This window comes from Paraburkholderia sp. RHO2 (assembly GCF_050955445.1).
GTDB lineage: Bacteria > Actinomycetota > Actinomycetes > Mycobacteriales > Mycobacteriaceae > Prescottella > Prescottella agglutinans_A.
Window position 1 is genome coordinate 5,337,973 of the sequence record NZ_CP162617.1, and the last position, 17,623, is coordinate 5,355,595.

The 17,623-nt window shown below is 69.3% G+C and carries 19 protein-coding genes; 12 read left to right on the plus strand and 7 right to left on the minus strand.

Annotated features, from left to right (window positions below; all coding sequences use genetic code 11):
* Positions 1-49 precede the first annotated feature (49 nt).
* From ABTV10_RS24760 to ABTV10_RS24795, 8 genes are all read left to right on the plus strand, one after another.
* The gene (locus ABTV10_RS24760) at positions 50-844 is read left to right on the plus strand and encodes an LLM class F420-dependent oxidoreductase (RefSeq protein WP_499031472.1); all 795 of its coding nucleotides are present in this window, start codon (positions 50-52) and stop codon (positions 842-844) included.
* 13 nt (positions 845-857) lie between these two features.
* Complete coding sequence (locus ABTV10_RS24765; protein WP_499031475.1) at positions 858-2,657, plus strand: ABC transporter substrate-binding protein/permease; 1,800 nt, start codon at positions 858-860, stop codon at positions 2,655-2,657.
* Between the two features lie 3 nt (positions 2,658-2,660).
* Positions 2,661-3,392, plus strand: a complete 732-nt coding sequence (locus tag ABTV10_RS24770) for an amino acid ABC transporter ATP-binding protein (protein WP_499031478.1) — start codon at positions 2,661-2,663, stop codon at positions 3,390-3,392.
* Positions 3,393-3,625: 233 nt separating this feature from the next.
* Positions 3,626-5,719: a PhoX family protein gene (locus ABTV10_RS24775; protein WP_499031481.1), complete on the plus strand. Its 2,094-nt coding sequence runs from the start codon at positions 3,626-3,628 to the stop codon at positions 5,717-5,719.
* A gap of 118 nt (positions 5,720-5,837) precedes the next feature.
* A complete protein-coding gene (locus ABTV10_RS24780; RefSeq protein WP_499031483.1) occupies positions 5,838-6,347 on the plus strand; it encodes a COG4315 family predicted lipoprotein in 510 nt (169 codons plus the stop codon).
* Positions 6,348-6,464: 117 nt separating this feature from the next.
* Positions 6,465-7,010: a sigma-70 family RNA polymerase sigma factor gene (locus tag ABTV10_RS24785; protein WP_499031485.1), complete on the plus strand. Its 546-nt coding sequence runs from the start codon at positions 6,465-6,467 to the stop codon at positions 7,008-7,010.
* Positions 7,000-7,674 carry an anti-sigma factor gene (locus ABTV10_RS24790; protein WP_499031487.1) on the plus strand — a complete coding sequence of 225 codons (675 nt, stop codon included), beginning with the start codon at positions 7,000-7,002 and terminating at the stop codon, positions 7,672-7,674. The genes ABTV10_RS24785 and ABTV10_RS24790 overlap by 11 nt, the downstream gene beginning before the upstream one ends.
* Before the next feature lie 127 nt (positions 7,675-7,801).
* Positions 7,802-8,011 (plus strand): hypothetical protein, encoded by a 210-nt coding sequence (locus tag ABTV10_RS24795; protein WP_499031490.1) that lies wholly within the window; start codon positions 7,802-7,804, stop codon positions 8,009-8,011.
* Positions 8,012-8,028: 17 nt separating this feature from the next.
* Here ABTV10_RS24795 and ABTV10_RS24800 read toward each other — a convergent pair whose 3' ends face one another.
* The 3 genes from ABTV10_RS24800 to ABTV10_RS24810 all read right to left on the minus strand — a co-directional run bounded on the left by ABTV10_RS24800 (position 8,029) and on the right by ABTV10_RS24810 (position 11,219).
* Positions 8,029-8,763 carry a glycoside hydrolase family 25 protein gene (locus tag ABTV10_RS24800; protein WP_433608551.1) on the minus strand — a complete coding sequence of 245 codons (735 nt, stop codon included), beginning with the start codon at positions 8,761-8,763 and terminating at the stop codon, positions 8,029-8,031.
* Positions 8,764-8,845: 82 nt separating this feature from the next.
* Positions 8,846-10,183, minus strand: a complete 1,338-nt coding sequence (ggh, locus tag ABTV10_RS24805) for a glucosylglycerate hydrolase (protein WP_499031493.1) — start codon at positions 10,181-10,183, stop codon at positions 8,846-8,848.
* Positions 10,184-10,199: 16 nt separating this feature from the next.
* A complete protein-coding gene (locus tag ABTV10_RS24810) occupies positions 10,200-11,219 on the minus strand; it encodes a PHP domain-containing protein (RefSeq protein ID WP_499031496.1) in 1,020 nt (339 codons plus the stop codon).
* Between the two features lie 101 nt (positions 11,220-11,320).
* Between ABTV10_RS24810 and ABTV10_RS24815 the strand changes: the two genes are divergently transcribed.
* The 3 genes from ABTV10_RS24815 to ABTV10_RS24825 are packed head-to-tail and all read left to right on the plus strand — an operon-like array spanning position 11,321 to position 12,748.
* On the plus strand, positions 11,321-11,674 hold the full coding sequence (locus ABTV10_RS24815) for a hypothetical protein (RefSeq protein ID WP_499031499.1): 354 nt from the start codon (positions 11,321-11,323) through the stop codon (positions 11,672-11,674).
* A 38-nt stretch (positions 11,675-11,712) separates the two neighbouring features.
* Entirely contained in the window at positions 11,713-12,042 is a 330-nt protein-coding gene (locus ABTV10_RS24820) for a hypothetical protein (RefSeq protein ID WP_499031502.1), read from the plus strand.
* A gap of 22 nt (positions 12,043-12,064) precedes the next feature.
* On the plus strand, positions 12,065-12,748 hold the full coding sequence (locus ABTV10_RS24825; protein ID WP_499031504.1) for an SDR family oxidoreductase: 684 nt from the start codon (positions 12,065-12,067) through the stop codon (positions 12,746-12,748).
* Between the two features lie 27 nt (positions 12,749-12,775).
* Here ABTV10_RS24825 and ABTV10_RS24830 read toward each other — a convergent pair whose 3' ends face one another.
* A complete protein-coding gene (locus ABTV10_RS24830; protein ID WP_499031507.1) occupies positions 12,776-13,339 on the minus strand; it encodes a HutD family protein in 564 nt (187 codons plus the stop codon).
* A 276-nt stretch (positions 13,340-13,615) separates the two neighbouring features.
* Between ABTV10_RS24830 and ABTV10_RS24835 the strand changes: the two genes are divergently transcribed.
* Positions 13,616-13,963, plus strand: coding sequence for a hypothetical protein (locus ABTV10_RS24835; RefSeq protein ID WP_499031510.1), 348 nt, complete (start codon positions 13,616-13,618; stop codon positions 13,961-13,963).
* A 21-nt stretch (positions 13,964-13,984) separates the two neighbouring features.
* Here the strand turns inward: ABTV10_RS24835 and ABTV10_RS24840 are convergent, their stop codons facing one another.
* From ABTV10_RS24840 to ABTV10_RS24850, 3 genes are all read right to left on the minus strand, one after another.
* Positions 13,985-15,586, minus strand: coding sequence for a long-chain fatty acid--CoA ligase (locus ABTV10_RS24840; RefSeq protein WP_499031513.1), 1,602 nt, complete (start codon positions 15,584-15,586; stop codon positions 13,985-13,987).
* A gap of 56 nt (positions 15,587-15,642) precedes the next feature.
* Positions 15,643-16,695 carry a beta-keto acid cleavage family enzyme gene (locus tag ABTV10_RS24845; RefSeq protein WP_499031515.1) on the minus strand — a complete coding sequence of 351 codons (1,053 nt, stop codon included), beginning with the start codon at positions 16,693-16,695 and terminating at the stop codon, positions 15,643-15,645.
* A gap of 75 nt (positions 16,696-16,770) precedes the next feature.
* A complete protein-coding gene (locus ABTV10_RS24850) occupies positions 16,771-17,595 on the minus strand; it encodes an SDR family NAD(P)-dependent oxidoreductase (RefSeq protein WP_499031517.1) in 825 nt (274 codons plus the stop codon).
* Positions 17,596-17,623 lie beyond the last annotated feature (28 nt).

A 17,623-nucleotide genomic window follows, 5' to 3' on the forward strand; every position in this document is an offset into this window, starting at 1 on the left:
CGAACGCGGGGATACGGTGAGATACGAGTCCCTGCGCGAAGGAGTCCCCATGACCCGTCCCGTGCGTATCGGTGTGCAGCTGCAGCCCCAACACGCTCCCGACTACGGCATGATCCGCGACGCCGTGATGCGCGCCGAGGACGCCGGCGCCGACGCCGTCTTCGCGTGGGATCACTTCTTCCCGCTATACGGCGATCAGGAGGGCGCGCACTTCGAGTGCTGGACGATGCTGGGCGCGTGGGCCGAGCAGACCGAGCGAGTGGAGATCGGCGCGCTGGTGAGCTCCGCCGGCTACCGCAACCCGGACCTGCTCGCCGACATGGCCCGCACCGTCGACCACATCAGCGGCGGTCGCCTGATCCTCGGTATCGGCGCCGGTTGGTTCGAGAAGGACTACGACGCCTACGGCTACGAGTTCGGTACCCCCGGTTCCCGGATCAGGCTGCTGGGGGAGTCCCTGCCACGCATCATCTCCCGGCTCGGCAAGCTCAATCCCGCTCCGACGCGCGACATCCCGATCATGATCGGCGGCAGCGGCGAGAAGAAGACGCTGCGCCTGGTCGCCGAGTACGCCGACATCTGGCACGGCTTCGGCGAGCGTGACGAGTTCGTCCGCAAGTCCGCGATCCTCGGTGAGCACTGCGGTGACGTACAGCGCGATCCGCACGAGATCGAGCGCTCGACGTGGTGGCCGGGGGCGGACCTCGCACCGGCGTACGTCGACGCCGGCGTCACCCTGTTCACCGCGAACTCCAGCGGACCCGACTACGACCTCACCACGCTCCGCGAGGCGATCGCGTGGCGCGACGAGCACACGCCACCGCAACTGTCCGGGCTCGCGTAAACGGAGCTACCCGATGACCGCCGCCGCTTCCCGATCCCGAGCGGCGGCGGTGCTGCTCGTGCTGCTCCTTCCGGTACTGATACTGGTGGGGTGCTCGTCGAGCCGGAACGCGTCGGGGCCCACCGACCTGTGCGCCCCACCCGGCGTCGACAGTGCCTCCGCGCTGCCCGCCAACCTCGACACCGCGGCCGCGACCGCCGCCGAGGACAAGTACACGACACCGAACACGTTGCCGCCCAGCGCCATCGACACCTCCAAGCTGAGACTCGTGAAACCGGGCACGCTCACCGTGGGAACCCTGTCGGACGCGCCGCCCAGCGTCTGCGTCAACTCGCAGAACGTGTTCACCGGCTTCGACAACGAACTGCTGCGGGCCGTCGCCGCGAAACTCGGCCTGCAGGTGGAGTTCGTCGGCACCGAGTTCGCGGGACTGCTCGCGCAGGTGGCGGGCCATCGGTTCGACGTCGGGTCGTCCTCGATCACCACCACCGACGCCCGCCGCGAGCTGGTCGGGTTCACCAACGGCTACGACTTCGGCTACTTCGCCCTCGTGGTCCCGAACGGCAGCGCGATCAGGGGCTTCTCGGATCTGAACCCGTCCGTGCGCATCGGCGTCGTGCAGGGCACCGTGCAGGACGACTACGTGGTCAACACCCTCGGTCTCGACCCGGTGAAGTTCCCGGACTTCAACACCGCGTACGCGAACCTGAAGACCGGACAGATCGACGCGTGGGTGGCGCCCTCACAGCAGGCGCAGGGCGCGATCGCACCCGGTGATCCCGCGTCGATCGTGCAGAACACGTTCAGCCTCAACAACTTCGTCGGGTGGGCGGCCGCGAAGGACAATCTGCCGCTGATCGACGCGCTCAACTCGGGACTCGACGCCGTCATCGCCGACGGCACCTGGGCGCGGCTGTACTCGGAGTGGGTCCCGCGCGAACTGCCCGCGGGCTGGAAGCCGGGCAGCAAGGCCGCCCCCGCGCCGCTGCTGCCGGACTTCGCGGCCATCGCCGCGGCGCAGCAGCCGTCGGAACCGTCCGGCGCCGGGCCGAAATCCACGCTGCAGCAGCTCCGCGAGACGTTCTTCGACTGGGAGTTGTACCAGCGCGCCTTCCCGGAACTGCTGCGCACCGGCCTGCCGAACACGTTGATCCTGGCGCTGTCGTCGGGCATCGCGGGCACCGTCCTCGGGATGCTGCTCGCGGTCGCCGGGATCTCCCGCACCCGCTGGCTGCGCTGGCCGGCCCGGGTCTACACCGACATCTTCCGCGGCCTGCCCGCCGTGGTGATCATCCTGCTGGTCGGGTTGGGTGTCGGCCCGGTCGTCAGGGGGCTCACCGGCAACAACCCCTACTGGCTGGGCGCGGCCGCACTGTCGCTGCTGGCGGCCGCCTACATCGGCGAGATCTTCCGGTCGGGCATCCAGAGCGTCGAGTCCGGACAGATGGAAGCCGCCCGCGCCCTGGGCTTCTCGTATCGACGGTCGATGTCGCTCGTGGTCATCCCGCAGGGCGTGCGCCGGGTGCTGCCGGCCCTGATGAACCAGTTCATCTCGCTCATCAAGGACTCGTCGCTGATCTACTTCCTGGGCCTGCTCGTCACGCAGCGGGAACTGTTCGCCGTCGGCCGCGACCTCAACGCGCAGACCGGCAACCTGTCGCCACTCGTCGCCGCCGGCCTGTTCTACCTGGCCCTGACCATCCCGCTGACCCACCTGGTGAACTACATCGACCGGCGCCTGCGGACCGGGCGGGCCGACACGTCCGGCACGCTCGACGACCTCGAGCAGGCGATCGTCGTGGAGAGGGGCTGACGCATGCCCGATTCCGTCTCCCTCACCGGCACCGGACTGCACCTCGCGTTCGGCACCAACCGGGTGCTGCGCGGGGTGGACCTGCACGTCGACGCCGGCAAGACCGTCACCGTGATCGGGCCGTCGGGCTCCGGGAAGTCGACCCTGCTGCGGGTGCTCAACCGGCTCCACGAACCCGACGCCGGCGACGTCCTCCTCGACGGCCGCTCGGTGCTCCGCGACAACCCGGACCACCTACGCCAGCGGATCGGGATGGTGTTCCAGCACTTCAACCTGTTCCCGCACCGCACGGTCGCCGACAACATCGCCCTCGGGCCGCGCAAACTGAAGAAGCTGTCGAAGGACGCCGCACGACAACTCGCGCTCGACCAACTCGAACTGGTGGGCCTGACACACAAGGCCGACGCGCGGCCGGGAAACCTGTCGGGCGGGCAGCAGCAGCGGGTCGCGATCGCCCGGGCCTTGGCGATGCAGCCGCAGGTGATGTTCTTCGACGAGGCGACGTCGGCGCTCGACCCCGAACTGGTGAAGGGTGTGCTGGCGCTGATGACCGACCTCGCGAAGGGCGGCATGACGATGGTGGTGGTGACCCACGAGATGGGATTCGCCCGCTCGGTCTCGGACACGGTCGTGTTCATGGACCGCGGCGTCGTCGTCGAGGCCGGTGTTCCCGAGCAGGTGTTCGACAGCCCGGAAACGCCGCGGCTGCAGGGCTTTCTGTCCGACGTTCTCTAGCACCATGGCTCGCACCGCTTTGCGCACTTATCGGTACCGGTGCGGCCCGGACAACACCGATAAGTGCGCAAGACGCGGTTGGGTCGGTGGGGCACTGCACCCGCGGACGGACACGAAACGTCCCACGGGCGTTGCCCTGCCGTTCACCCGGTCGTCGCCGGTCACTCGTTCCCGATCTCTACGGTGCGTGCGTCAGTCCGCATTCGTCCGTCGCCGACCTCGGGAGTCCCACGGTGAGCCTCAAACCCCTCGCACTGTTCGTCAAGCACGACGGCATGTCGTCGCGTGCCTCGATCACCTGCCAGTACAAGTGCGGCAACGCCTGCTCCCACGACGTACCCAACGATTCGAACGGCGAGTACTTCGGCGACATCGTGCGCGCCGCGGTCTCCCGCCGTGGGGTCCTGCGGGGCGGGGCGGCCGCGGTCCTCGCTGTCGGCGCCGGCACGGCTCTCGCCGGTAACGCCGCGGCCGCCCCCGGATCCGTCGATTTCGGTTCGCTCGGAAGCGGTTCCGCGTCGGGTTCGGCGTCCGGCTCGGCGATTCCCGGCACCAGCTTCGCCCCGGTGGCCCCCAACAAGCTGGACGCCGTCGTGACGCCCGCCGACTATGAGCAGGCCGTCGTGATCCGGTGGGGCGATCCGCTGTTCGCCGACGCTCCGGCCTTCGACTTCGACAACCAGACCGCCGCCGCGGCCGAGAAGCAGTTCGGTTTCAACAACGACTTCGCGGGCCTGCTGCCGATCCCCGGCCGCCCGAACGGCTACCTGCTGGTGGTCAACCACGAGTACACCACGGAGCCGTCGATGTTCCGTGGTTACGACGCCGCCAACCCCACCGAGGAGCAGGTGCGCATCGGCTGGGCGAACCACGGCCTGTCCGTCGTCCAGGTGCAGGGCGAGCCCCGCTCGGGCAAGCTCACCCCGCAGTTCGGCCCGTTCAACCGCCGCATCACCGCGCTCACCGAGTTCGCGGTCACCGGTCCGGCCGCGGGCAGCGCGCTGCTGAAGACGTCGGCCGATCCCACCGGCACCCGCGTCAAGGGCACGCTCAACAACTGCTCCGGAGGCCTGACTCCCTGGGGCACAGTGCTTTCCGGCGAGGAGAACTTCAACCAGTACTTCGCCAACGCCGGGCAGGTCACCGACTCGACCGCCGCGGCCCGCCTCGCGCGGTACGGCATCGGCGGCAACGCGTCCGAGCGCAAGTGGGAGCGCGTCGACTCCCGCTTCGACGTCGTCGCCGAGCCCAATGAGGTCCACCGCTTCGGCTGGGTCGTCGAGGTGGACCCGTGGGACGCGTCCTCCACCCCGGTCAAGCACACCGCCCTGGGCCGCTTCAAGCACGAGGCCGCGACCATCCACGTCACCAAGGACGGAACCGTCGTCGCCTACAGCGGCGACGACGAGCGCTTCGACTACATGTACAAGTTCGTCTCGTCCCGCAAGATGCAGCGCGGCAACAGCCGAACCGCGATGCGCCACAACATGACCCTGCTCGACGCCGGCACCCTGTACGTCGCGAAGCTCACCGGCAACGAGCCCGACGCGATCGACGGCTCGGGCAAGCTGCCCCCGTCGGGCGTGTTCGCCGGCACCGGCCAGTGGATTCCGTTGCTGCGCACCGGCGAGGACGGTCGTGGCGAGTCCTTCGTCGACGGCATGAGCGCCGAAGAGGTGGCCGTGTTCACCCGCATCGCCGGCGACAAGGTGGGCGCCACCAAGATGGACCGCCCGGAGGACTTCGAGCCCAACCCGCGGACCGGCAAGGTGTACGTGGCGCTCACCAACAACACCAAGCGCGGCACGTCGGGCGCGGCTCCGGCCGACTCCGCGAACCCGCGCAACAACAACAAGAACGGCCAGGTCCTCGAGATCGACGACAACCACGCGGGCACCACCTTCACGTGGAACCTGCTGCTGGTGTGCGGCGATCCCGCGACCGCCGACACCTACTTCGGCGGCTTCGACAAGTCCCAGGTCAGCCCCATCTCGTGCCCGGACAACCTGGCGTTCGATCCGTACGGCAACCTGTGGATCTCCACCGACGGCAACGCGCTGAAGTCCAACGACGGCCTGTTCTCGGTCGTGCTCGAGGGGGAGCGGCGCGGTGAGACGAAGCAGTTCCTGACGGTGCCGGTCGGCGCCGAGACGTGCGGCCCGATCGTCGACGAGCACCGCGTCGTGGTGTGCGTCCAGCATCCCGGCGAGACCGACGGCGCGAGCATCGAGGCACCGTCGTCGCACTGGCCCGACGGCGGCAGCGCGCAGCCGCGGCCGTCCGTGGTGGCGGTGTGGAAGTCCGGCGGCGGCCGGATCGGCATCTGACGATCCGCGCCGTCCGGCGGTGAACGCCCGCCGCCGACGATCCGTATTCCCTCGTGCCGGCCGCCCCTCTCGGGCGGCCGGCACGACTCGCATCACGGCGGAATACGAACGGAGATCGATGATGATGGCGAAGAGGGCGATTCTCGCGACGCTCGGTATGGGCGCGGCGATGGTGGTGACGGGGTGCAGCTCGTCCGCTGAACCGGCGGCGCCCGCGGCGGAAACGTCGGCCTCGGCACCGCAGTCCACCGCGACCCGGACCGCCGACGCCACCACGCCCGCACCGGCGGCGGGGCCGGCACTCGCGACCCGGGACACCACGCTGGGCACGGTGCTGACCGACGGTGACGGCTACACCCTCTACACCTTCGACGAGGACACGGCCGCCGAGATCACGTGCGTCGGCCAGTGCGCCGAGATCTGGCCGCCTTCGCTCGGGGCGCCGCAGGCCGCCGCCCCGCTGCCCGGCAACCTGGGCACCATGGCCCGGCCGGACGGCACCCCGCAGGCCACCTACGACGGCCGGCCGCTGTACCGGTTCGCGAAGGACACCGCACCCGGTCAGACCAGCGGCGACGGCGTCAAGGGCACGTGGCACGTCGTGGTGGTCGATTCGGCCGCCGGGTGACGACGCAGGCAGACTGAACGCCGGACTGAACACCACGGCCGCCGGGCCCGTACATCCCAGGGGACGTCGGGCGGACCGGCGGCCGATGGTGCAGGAGGTGAGGGCGTGCGGCTACGAATGTCGCGCACACGCGCGGGGCGGCCGGTCGACAGCTTGGACGACGACTCGGTCCTGCGGGCCGCCTACGACGACCACGGCCGCGAACTGTTCGCCCTCGCCTACCGGTCCCTGGGGGACAGGGGCCGCGCGGAGGAGGCGGTGCAGGAGACATTCCTGCGGGCCTGGCGCAGCGCCGATCGATACGATCCGCAACGGTCCACCCTGCGTACGTGGCTGTACGCGATCTGCCGCAACGTGGTGATCGACGCGAGCCGGGCCCGGGCCGCCCGGCCCCGGCTCGCGGACTCCGAGCCGCCGGACGTCCCCGTCGAGGAGCGCCCCCTCGAGCAGCTGCTGGTGGGGTTGCAGGTCGAGGAGGCGCTCCGTCGGCTGTCCGAACAGCACCGCGTCGTGCTCGTCGAGGTGCACCTGCGCGACAGGCCCGCCACCGAAGTGGCTGCGCAACTCGGTATCCCGGTGGGGACGGTCCGCAGTCGCGTGTACTACGGGCTCAAGGCGCTCAGGCTCGTACTGGAGGAGATGGGGTGGCACGGTGACCAGTGATCGCTGCCGGCAGATGCACACCTGGCTGGGGATGTACGCGCTCGGGCGCCTGGACGAACCGGAGGCCGTCGCGCTGCAGGCCCACCTGGACGGCTGCCCGGACTGCAGGGACGAGCTGAACGAGTTGACACCGGTGGCGTCGCTCCTGTCGCAGGCGGACCCGGACCGGCTCGTCGCGCCGGCGCCCGCACCGTCGTCGACGCTGCCGGTGGCGATACTCGCGACCGTCGGACGCGAACGCGGTCGACGCCGTGCGCGGCGACTGGGTGTGGTCGCCGCAGCCGCCGCGGCCGCCGTCGTGCTGGTGGCGGGAGGGTTCTTCCTCCGCGACGCCGTCCCCGATGTAGCCCCGGCCCCTGTAGGACAGGCGGTGGCGTTCAGCGTCGTGTCCACCGGGGTGGAGGCGTCGGCACGGGTGCAGAACCGCGCCTGGGGAACCGGCATCAGCCTTGACGTCGCCGGACTTCCCCCGGACCGGACCTACAACGTCTGGCTGGCACGTGCCGACGGAAGCCGCATGAACGCGGGCAGTTTCATCGCCAAGGACAACCGGACGGTGTCGATGGAACTCGCGGTGGGTCTGCCGATGTCCGACGCGGCGACGCTCGGCGTCAGCGCCCTCGGCGACGACCGCGCCCTACTGCAGGCACCGCTCGGCTACTAGCTGCAGCTACGCCAAGGGTGCCGTCGAATTCGTTGCGCCCCTCGGCACTGCGCCGTTCGGTCCTTCGGGGAGCGAACTATCGGGTAGCGTGCCCGGCGGGGAGAACGCAGGGGGGGATATGCGTGGTATGTCGTACGACTCCGGCCGCGAGAGCTGCCGCTGGAGCCGACACCAGCGGCTGCGGAAGCTGAAGGCGCCGCTGCTGTTCATGGTGCTGTCGGTGGTTCCGGGGCTGATCTCGTTCCGTGTGTACCAATCGCTTCCGGAGGCGGTCATGGTCACGGTCCTGACCGCGGCGAGTGTCGGTGCGGCCGCGGTCGTCTTCCGTCCGCGGTGACGTCGGCGGCGGGTTGCTCAGCTGCCGAAGAAGTTCCGCGCGTACATGTTGATGTCGCCCATCGATCCGCTGTAGACGTTGAGGTCCACGTTGCCGTTGACACCCGGGATCCGGCCGCTGTCGGTGTACTGCCAGAACGCCCAGTTCTGCCAGCCGCCCGGCAGCGGACCGGGCTCGTTCCTGCCGTTGTAGTCGGCGATCCACAGCGGGTAGCGAGTGAACTGGTTGGTGTTGGCCATCGCCGTGCGCCAGAAGTTGGGATAGGTGTAGATGATCGGCGTGCGACCGGTGAGCGCCTGCACCGTGTCGAGGTAGCGGTGCGTCCAGTCGATCAACTGCGGCGCCGCCAGTCCACCGGTGCTCTCCAGGTCGAGCACCGGTGGCAGTCCGCCGAACTGGTTGACCGCGAGCGCGGTCGCCGCGAAGAACGCCGCCTGCGCCTCGGGAGAGGCCGACGGGTCGGCATAGTGGTAGGCGCCGCGCGCCACGCCCGCGAGCCGCATCGACAGGGAGTCCTGCGCGAAGTACGGGTTGGTGTAGAACAGGCCCTCCGTCGCCTTGACCATCGCGAAATCGTGTCCGGCCGAACGCACCTGGAACCAGTTGATCGGGGATCCGGCGGAATGCTGCCACGACGACACGTCCGGGCCCTGCGGGTTGGCCGCGGCCACCGCCGGGCCCGCCACGCTCACCGCCCCCGCCAGGAGCACTGCTGCGACACGGACGAGGGATCGGCGCGAGTTACTCGGCATCGCCCGAGACTAAACGACTTCCTCACCGCGCAGGTCGATTTCGCACCAAAGTTCATCTCCCAGGCACTTTCCGGTAAGGCTGTCAGCCCAGCCAGTCGAGCACCGCGGCCGCCGTCCACGACTGCTGCATGCTGCCGAGCGGCCGACCGGTGAACGGCTCGTAGTACTCGGCGAAGCTGCCGTCGGCGGCCTGTCGCAGCCCCTCCGCGCGCAGCATCGACGACCGTTCCGCCCATCCACGTCGCGCGAACGCCCACGAGAACAACCACGTCATCACCGGCCACACCGGTCCCCGCCAGTACTCGCGAGGACGAAAGTCGCGGGAGACCGGCGACGTGGACGGCGGCACCGCGTACCGCAGATCGGGGTGGGAGCAGAACCGCGGGCCCTCGAAGGTGTGCATCAGGTGCCGTTCGACGTGCCGGTCCAGCCCGCCGCACAGCAGCGGAGCGAACATGGCGATCGTGTCGGTGCCGATCCACCGGCCGCTGCGAACGTCGAAATCGCGTGCGGCCCCGCTACGCTCGTCCGTCGTAGCGACGACACCCCGACGGAAGTGGTTGGCCCAGTAATGCAGTTCCCGAACGTCGGCATTGGGGCGCGAGTGCTCCTCCCCGATCACGGCGAGCACGTCGCACGCGAGCGCGAAGATCGCGCTGACGAACACGTCCTCGACCGCGAAGCTCATCTTGTCGGTCAGGGCGTCGTCGTCGTAGCGGACGCTCTTCATCTCCTCGAGCAGCCACAGGTAGCGGTCGTACTCGCCGTTGGTGGGGCGCTGCGAGATGTCGGTGACCACCGTGACGTCCTCGCGGCGATACGGCGGCACGGGACCGGGAATCATGTTGGCGTACGCGATATCCCATCGGGGCGAATTGTCCATTCCGGACTCCCACCCGTGGTACAGCGTGATGCGACCGTTCCCGTCACGATCCCGGGCCTGGGCGAGCCACCGGTGCCACCGCATCAGGTCCGTCCACCGACGGTCCAGGAACTCCTCCGCGACCGCCCGCGTGCTGCGACCGTGCCGCCGGGCATGGTCGAGGATCCGCTGCACCGCGATCGCGTGCACCGGCGGCTGCGTGATACCCGACGTGTCGACGCCGACCGGCGCGTAACCGGCCAGCTCCCGGCACTGCCAGCGGGCCGGTCCGGGGAAGTACCCGTCGACACCGTTCGCGAACACGATGTGGGGGATCATCCCGTTGCTCCACTGCGCCGACAGCAGCGTGTCCAGTTCGGTCACCGCCCGCTCGACGCTCAGCGGCGCCAGCCCGACAGCCACGAACGCCGCGTCCCAGCTCCACATGTGCGGGTACAGGCGCGGCGCGGCGGTGGTCATGGTCCCGAGGTCGTTGCCGCGCAACAGGTAGGCGGCGCGCGCCGCGAGCTGGGTCGGCGTGAATCCGGGGTCGATCATCGTCCCATTCTGCGACTCACCCGTCGAACGCGCGCGTCCAGGCGAGCAGATCGTCGACGGGCCACGTGTTCACGACCCGCTCGGCCGGGACGCCGCACCGGATCGCGCGTTCGCAGCCGAGGCCCTGCCACGCCAGCTGTCCGGGTGCGTGGGAGTCGGTGTCGATCGCGAACAGACAGCCGATGTCGACGGCGAGGTCGATCAGCCGGCTGGGCGGGTCGCGGCGCTCGGGCCGGCTGTTGATCTCGATCGCGACGTCGTGGTCGCGGCACGCCCCGAACACCTTCTCGGCGTCGAACTTCGACTCGGGGCGGTTGCCGCGGCGGCCACCCTCGACGAGCCGGCCCGTGCAGTGCCCGAGCACGTTCACCCGCGGATTCCGGACCGCCCCGAGCATCCGCCGGGTCATCTCGCCGCGGTCCGCGCGCAGATGCGAGTGCACACTGGCCACCACGATGTCCAATTCGTCGAGAAGGTCCGAATCCTGGTCCAACCCACCGTCGTCCAGGATGTCGACCTCGATGCCGGTGAGGATCCGGAACGGCGCCATCTCCCGGTTCAGGTCGTGCACCACCGCCAGCTGTTCGCACAGCCGCTCGGCCGACAGCCCGTTCGCGACGGTCAACCGCGGCGAGTGGTCGGTGAGCGCGCAGTACTCGTGCCCGAGCGCGGCGGCGGTGCGCATCATCTCGTCGATCGGGCTCCCGCCGTCGGACCAGTCCGAGTGCACGTGCAGGTCGCCGCGCAGCGCCGGTTGCAGGTCGCCGCCATACCCGATCGGCCGCGCGGCATCGCGGAGTTCCCGCAGGTACTCGGGCACGTTCCCGGCCACGGCCTGCTCGACGATCGCCGCGGTTTTCGCGCCCAGACCGGGCAGTTCGGTCCAGCCGCCGCTGCGCCGACGCGCCTCGCGCTGCCCCTCGGTGAGACCGGCGATCACGTCCGCGGCCCTCCGGTACGCCTTCACCCGGTACGTGTCGGCGCGCCCACGCTCGAGCCAGAACGCGACCTCCCGCAGCGCCTCGACCGGATCCATACGTTCATCGTGCACCCGCGCGCGAGAAGTGGATGCCTATCGCAGAGACCAGTGCCATGCTGGATACGAGAGCTGACAATTCCGGCTCGAAAGGCACGACGATGAGCCAACACAAGCACAGCCAACACAGTCGGATGCTCGTAGCGGCCGCAGCGGTGGGGGCGGGGCTGCTCGGCGGTGCGATCACCGGATGCGACGACAACATCGAGTCGGGTCCCGCGACGCTCACCACCGAGGAAGAGGGCACTGACACCCCCGAGGATCCGAGCGGCCTGGAACAGACCAATTCGTTCGGCTACATCCCGCAACACGAGACCACCCTCGAGACGGATCCGATCGAGCCCGAGGGCGGCGGCATCGAGGACGACCCGTTCGAACTCGGCGGGGGCACGCTGCTCCCGGACGACGATGTGGGACCGCCCGCCGAGGCCACCCTCACCACACCTACCGGTTGACCAGGGGTGATGTCATGGTTCAGCAGAACAATCGATCTTTGCTCCAGCGAATCGCGATCCTCCTCGTTGCAGCGGCCACGGTCCTGACACTCGTCATCGCCGCCGCCGGTTGGCAGCGATCGTCCGACGTCAGCACGAATCATGGCTACCCCCAGACGCAACTGACGTCGACAACCGATGAAACCGGTCTGCAACAGACGAATTCGTTCGGCTACATCCCCCAGCACGAGACGACACTGCCGACCAACGGGAACGGTCCGGGCGCACCGGGGCCGTTCGGCGACAATCCGTTCGACAACCCGGGCCCGCCGCTGCCCGGCGGTCCGCAACTGCCCGCGGCGGCGACGCTCACAACGCCCGCCGGATGATCTTGCGTCTACCCTCGAGGGCATGGCTCCCCAGCACCCCACCGCCCTGATCACCGGCGGAAGCCGCGGCCTCGGTGCGGCGATCGCCCGCGAGCTCGCCCCGACACACCAGCTGATCCTCGGCGGGCGCAGCGCCGAGTCGCTCGAGCCCATCGCGGGGGAGCTGGCGGCCGCGCCCTGGCCGGTCGACCTGACCGACTACGCGGCCGTCGCCGCGGCCGTCGCCGACATCGACCGGCTCGACGTGCTGGTGCACAACGCGGGCGTCGCCGAGCTGGGGACCGTCGAGGAGAGCTCCGTCGACATGTGGCACCGCATACTCGAGGCCAACGTCGTCGCGGTCGCCGAGCTGACGCGCCTGTTGCTGCCCGCGCTGCGGGCCGCTCGCGGCCACGTCGTGTTGATCAATTCCGGCTCAGGACTGCGCGCCAACGCCGGGTGGGCCGCCTACGCTGCGAGCAAGTTCGCGCTGCGCGCATTCGCGGACGCCCTGCGGCTCGAGGAGCCGGCGCTGCGCGTCACGTCCATCCACCCGGGGCGCATCGACACCGACATGCAGCGCGAGATCGTCCGGACCGAGGGCGGCGAGTACGACGCCGACCAGTTCCTCACCCCGGAGACCGTGGCGCGTGCGGTCCGCAACGCCGTCACGACGCCCCGCGACGCACATCCCACCGAGATCGTGCTGCGGCCGGTACCGCGGTAACCGTTGTCCGCGTCGGCCTCGTGTCGGTCAGGGGTGCCGGAGCGTCGTGATGGTGAGCACCGCGCAGGGATCGGTCATCTCGAACGCGTCGACGCAACCGGGCGGGAGCAGCACCGCATCCTCCGTGACCGGATCGACGAGGACGATCAGCGCAGCGGGGTCGGCGGCCGCGGGCGGTTCACCGATCCGCACCGTCGCCGTCGCCCGGCCGCGCCGCACCATCACGTTCAGCGCCCGGGTGGGCGTGTCCACACGGCACTGCGGCGCCCACTCGCCCGGGAACGCGATCGTCTGCAGCGGGTCCACGACGTAGCGCACCACGCTGGGCGCGGCGTCGTCGGTCGCGTCCGACCCGAACGGTGTCCCACTCAACTCGATCGGTACCGCACCGATCGGTGTGAACCATCGGTCGTATCCGTCGATCACCGAGAAGGTCGACGACGTCGGCTCGTCGGCGATGCTCACCCGCCACAGGTCGGTCTCGGCAACCACCTGAGTGGTGCCCTGACCGTTGCGCCAGCGCACCGACTCCCGGTCGTCGCGGGTGGTCCGGTGCGCCTTCGACCCGGGCGAGTAGGGCTGGTCGTTCACAGTGCCTCCGTTGCGATCGGTGTATGCGGTCATCGTGGGCGCCGCGGAGTCGACGTCGGAACCCGACAGCTTGTCCAGACTTGTATATACAGCTGGCTCCGGTCAACCGGCTGTCCGGGACCCAGCGGTTCGAGCCTGCACCGAAACAGGTACCCGAACAGGTAATTGTCACGTGGTCCCCGCCGCATCCCGCGGTTCAGGCTGAACGGGTCCCAGTCGTCACGGCCCGGACAACGGGTCGCTCGGCTCCGACGCGACCAGACAGGAGCGTGGACCATGATGGGCTTCGGCATCCGCCTCGTCAGCGACGCACCACCGCTCGTCCAGTCGGTCGCCGGTCGGGCAATCGAAGGGTCGGTCGTCGCCCTCCGCCCCGTGCTGCGCGGCCTGCGGACCTGGGAGCTGGATCCACGACGGATGGCGATCATCGCGCTCGACAGCGGCAAGTGGTGCTTCGCCTGGATCGCCGGTGAACAGGGCTCGTGTGGGGCCCGCGTCCGATTTCTCGCGCGGGCGGCCGGAGAGAAATACCCGACCTTCACGCTCGTCCACGCCGCCGTGCAGCAACTCTCCGCAGCTGCGCCGGCGACCGAGGAACGACCGGGAGCCCCGGACCCGGCGTGATGCTGCGATCACGGCGCCGAATCACACGGAAAACTGTTCGCGCAGAGTGGTTTTCTTGAACTTTCCGGTGGCCGTCCTCGGCAGCGTGGAGACGAACTCGAACCGCTCGGGCAGCTGCCACCGCGCGAACTCGCCCGACAGGTGCTCGCGCAACTGCTCCGGATCCGCGGTCATGCCGTCGCGGAGTGCGAGCACCGCCAGCGGGCGCTCACCCCACCGCGCGTCGGGGACGGCGATCACCGCCGCCTCCGCCACCGCCGGGTGCGCCATGAGGTGGTTTTCGAGATCGACGGAGGAGATCCACTCGCCACCGGACTTGACCAGATCCTTGGAGCGGTCACAGATCCGGATGCTGCCGCGGTGATCGATGCGGACGATGTCCCCGGTGCGGAACCAGCCATCCGCAGTGAAGCTGTCCGAGCCCTTGCCGTTGTGGTACGCAGCGGCCACCCACGGTCCCCGCACCTCCAGCTCACCCATGGCCAGGTCGTCCCACTCGATGAATCCGTCGTCCTCGTCGCGGGCGCGGATCTCGACGAACGGCATGGCCACGCCCTGCCTGGCCCGGAACGCGTACCGGTCGTCGGCCGCGCTCTCCCGAAGATCCGACGCCAGCCGACTGACGGTGCCCAGTGGCGCCGTCTCCGTCATTCCCCACGCCTGGACGACCGTCAGACCGTGGCGGTCGTACCCCTCGAGCAGGCTGCGCGGCACGGCCGCTCCGCCGACGATCAGACGGTCGAGGTGGCTCAGGTCCCAGCGGTGCGGTTCGGTGTCGAGGGCGTCGAGCATCGCCATCCAGACCGTCGGCACGCCCGCGGTCATGGTGACCTTCTCGGTGGAGATCAGGTCCAGCACGCTGACCGGGTCCAGCTTCGGTCCGGGCAGGACGAGCCGGGCACCGAGGAGCGCGGCGGCATACGGCAGACCCCACGCGTTGGCGTGGAACATCGGCACGACCGGCATCAGGGTGTCCTGCGTCGAGACCCCCAGCGCGTCGGGCAGCGCCGCGGTCAGCGAGTGGAGCACCAACGCGCGGTGCGAGTACACCACCCCCTTCGGTCGACCGGTGGTGCCGGACGTGTAACACATTGCGCCGGCACGTCGTTCGTCGAGCACGGGCCACGCCATCGGCTCGGATTCATCGATCAGGGTCTCGTAGTCGAGCATTCCGGACGGTGCCGGATGGTCGTGGGCGACGACGATGACGTGTTCGAACGAGTGCGTGTGGCGAAAGCTGTCGAACACCTCGAGCAGCGACTCGTCGACCACGATCACCCGGTCCTGCGCGTCCCCCACGATGAATGCGAGTTCGTCGGCGTGCAGGCGCGGGTTGAGCGTGTGGACGACCGCACCCATCGCCGGGACCGCGAAGTACAGCTCGAGGTGTTCGACCTGGTTCCACAACAGCGTCGCCACCCGGTCGCCGTCCCCGATCCCGAGCCCGGCCAGCGCGCTCGCCACCCGACGCGCGCGCCCGCCGCACGCGCCGAGGGTGGTCCGGGCGATGCTGCCGTCGGGGCGGCGCGTGACGACGTCCTTGCCGGCGTGGAACCGCTCGGCGCGCTCGACGACCGCAGTCAGCGACAGCGGGTAGTCATCCATGGTCAAGCCGTTGATCACGTGAACACTCCTGGATCGGGGATGGGCAGAACTGGGGTCGAAAATGACCGGATTGGCTACGCGTGCTGGGTGAAGCCGACCTGGCCGGGGCGACGGTTCGGGGCGAAGCCGAGCTTGGCGAGGGTCTCGTCGGCGCCGGAGTAGGTCGTGCCGATCTTGTAGATGTCGCGCGCCTCCTTGCCGGTGGCGACCTCGCGGCCGAGCTCGTTCGAGATGCGGACCAGCTGCTTGATCTGCTCGACCGAGGTCATCTTCTGACCCTTGCGACCCCACAGAGTGTCCTCGTTGCCGCAGCGGGTGTGCAGGCCCATCGCGATCGCCATCGCGTTGACGGGCAACACGCTGCGCATCAACGACTCGAGGGTCAGGCACGCCCCGTCCGGGACCCGCTGGACGAAGTTCATGATGTTGTACGGGTTGGGGCCGTCGAAGCCGCCGCCGATGCCGGTCCACGTCACGTTCAGCGGGCCGGTGTAGACCCCGCGGCGGATGAGCCGCTCGACGGTCTCGAGCCCCGGGATGCCGGTCAGGGCGAAGTACGGCTGGATTCCGGCGGCCTGCAGGCGACGCAGGTGCTCCTCGACCCATCCCGGACCGGCGGGAATCGTCATCTCCCGGTACGTCGCCTGCATTTCCGGGCGCGCCAGGGACGTGCCCGCGATGTCGTCCGCGGTCAACAGCTCCGCGATGTTCATCTGGGTGGTGTTGATCGCAATCGTCACCTGGTCCGGCTTCGGATCGAGCTCTGCGAGCATGTGCCGGGTGTCATCGGAGAGCCACTTCGCCTCGGCGCCTTCACCTTCAGGCGCGAACGAGATGGAGCCACCGACCTGCAGGACCATGTCCGGCACGGCCTCGCGGAGTCCGGCGAGCAGTTCGTTGAACTTCGAGAGCCGCTTGGAGCCCTTGCCGTCGAGCTCACGGACGTGGATGTGCAGCACCGACGCGCCCGCCTCGTAGCAGTCCACGGCCTGCTGGACGTGCTCTTCCATCGTCACCGGAAGATCCTCGGGGAAGTCACCCGGCTCCCATTCCGGACCATACGGCGCAGCCGTGATGACCAGCTTCTCCTGGTTCTCCGGGAAGAGGGCATCGTCGTGGAAGTGCATGGGGTCGCTCCTTGTCGGGAAGGTTGGAATGTCTTGTCGGAAGTGATGTTCGGCGGAACCGCGGACCGGCGGTGGTCAGATGACGGCGCCACCGTTGGGGCTGATGATCTGGCCGACGAGGTAGTGGTTGTCGCCGGCGAGGTAGACGGCGAGGGAGGCGTATTCCTCGGGCATACCCAGACGGCCGACGGGAATGATCTGGTAGAGGTTGCGCTTCTCGTCCTCGGTGGCCTTGTCGAGGTAGGCCTGGAAGGGCGGGGTGAGAACGCCGCCGCAGGCGATGGCGTTGACGTAGATCCCGGCACCGGCGACGTCGAGGGCGACGGTCTTCGTCAGGCTCGCGACGGCGGCCTTGGCGGCCGAGTAGCCGGGGCTGTGCGCGCTCGCGGTGGAGATGCCGGCGACCGACGCAATGTTGATGATCCGGCCGTAGCCCTGCGGCTCCATGAACTTCAATGCCTCACGGGTGCAGTAGAACACGCCGTGGACGTTGACGTCCCACCACTTGAGCCAGTCCTCGTCGGTCAGGCTGCTGGTGATGCCCATGGACTGACGCTCCATCGGGGTGGTGATGTAGGCGTAATGCCGGCTGCGGCGGACTTCGTCCTCGGGAGCGTTCGGCACCCGGGCGGCGTTGTTGACCAGGATGTGGACGGTGCCGAACTGCTCGGCGGCGCGGGCGAACATGTCGACGACCTGGTCCTTGGACGAGACGTCGCAGCGCACGGCCAGGCACTTGCGTCCCAGCGCCTCGATCTCGGCGGAAACCTCCGCGAGCTTGTCCTCCTGCAGGTCGCAGAGGACGACGTCCGCGCCTTCCTGTGCCATCGCGAGGGCGATCGACCTGCCCAGGCCCTGTGCTGCGCCGGTGACGACAGCAACCTTGTCGAGTAGCTGCATTGCTCTTGTCTCCTCTTGGGGGGATCGG

Bases quoted from the DNA above. Each gene is read 5' to 3' on its own strand.
- ABTV10_RS24765 (WP_499031475.1), top strand. From the start codon at position 858: ATGACCGCCGCCGCTTCCCGATCCCGAGCGGCGGCGGTGCTGCTCGTG.
- ABTV10_RS24845 (WP_499031515.1), bottom strand. From the start codon at position 16,695: ATGCACTTCCACGACGATGCCCTCTTCCCGGAGAACCAGGAGAAGCTG.
- ggh (WP_499031493.1), bottom strand. From the start codon at position 10,183: ATGATCGACCCCGGATTCACGCCGACCCAGCTCGCGGCGCGCGCCGCC.
- ABTV10_RS24770 (WP_499031478.1), top strand. From the start codon at position 2,661: ATGCCCGATTCCGTCTCCCTCACCGGCACCGGACTGCACCTCGCGTTC.
- ABTV10_RS24825 (WP_499031504.1), top strand. From the start codon at position 12,065: ATGGCTCCCCAGCACCCCACCGCCCTGATCACCGGCGGAAGCCGCGGC.
- ABTV10_RS24810 (WP_499031496.1), bottom strand. From the start codon at position 11,219: ATGGATCCGGTCGAGGCGCTGCGGGAGGTCGCGTTCTGGCTCGAGCGT.
- ABTV10_RS24815 (WP_499031499.1), top strand. From the start codon at position 11,321: ATGAGCCAACACAAGCACAGCCAACACAGTCGGATGCTCGTAGCGGCC.
- ABTV10_RS24760 (WP_499031472.1), top strand. From the start codon at position 50: ATGACCCGTCCCGTGCGTATCGGTGTGCAGCTGCAGCCCCAACACGCT.
- ABTV10_RS24835 (WP_499031510.1), top strand. From the start codon at position 13,616: ATGATGGGCTTCGGCATCCGCCTCGTCAGCGACGCACCACCGCTCGTC.
- ABTV10_RS24850 (WP_499031517.1), bottom strand. From the start codon at position 17,595: ATGCAGCTACTCGACAAGGTTGCTGTCGTCACCGGCGCAGCACAGGGC.
- ABTV10_RS24795 (WP_499031490.1), top strand. From the start codon at position 7,802: ATGTCGTACGACTCCGGCCGCGAGAGCTGCCGCTGGAGCCGACACCAG.
- ABTV10_RS24785 (WP_499031485.1), top strand. From the start codon at position 6,465: ATGTCGCGCACACGCGCGGGGCGGCCGGTCGACAGCTTGGACGACGAC.
- ABTV10_RS24780 (WP_499031483.1), top strand. From the start codon at position 5,838: ATGATGATGGCGAAGAGGGCGATTCTCGCGACGCTCGGTATGGGCGCG.
- ABTV10_RS24800 (WP_433608551.1), bottom strand. From the start codon at position 8,763: ATGCCGAGTAACTCGCGCCGATCCCTCGTCCGTGTCGCAGCAGTGCTC.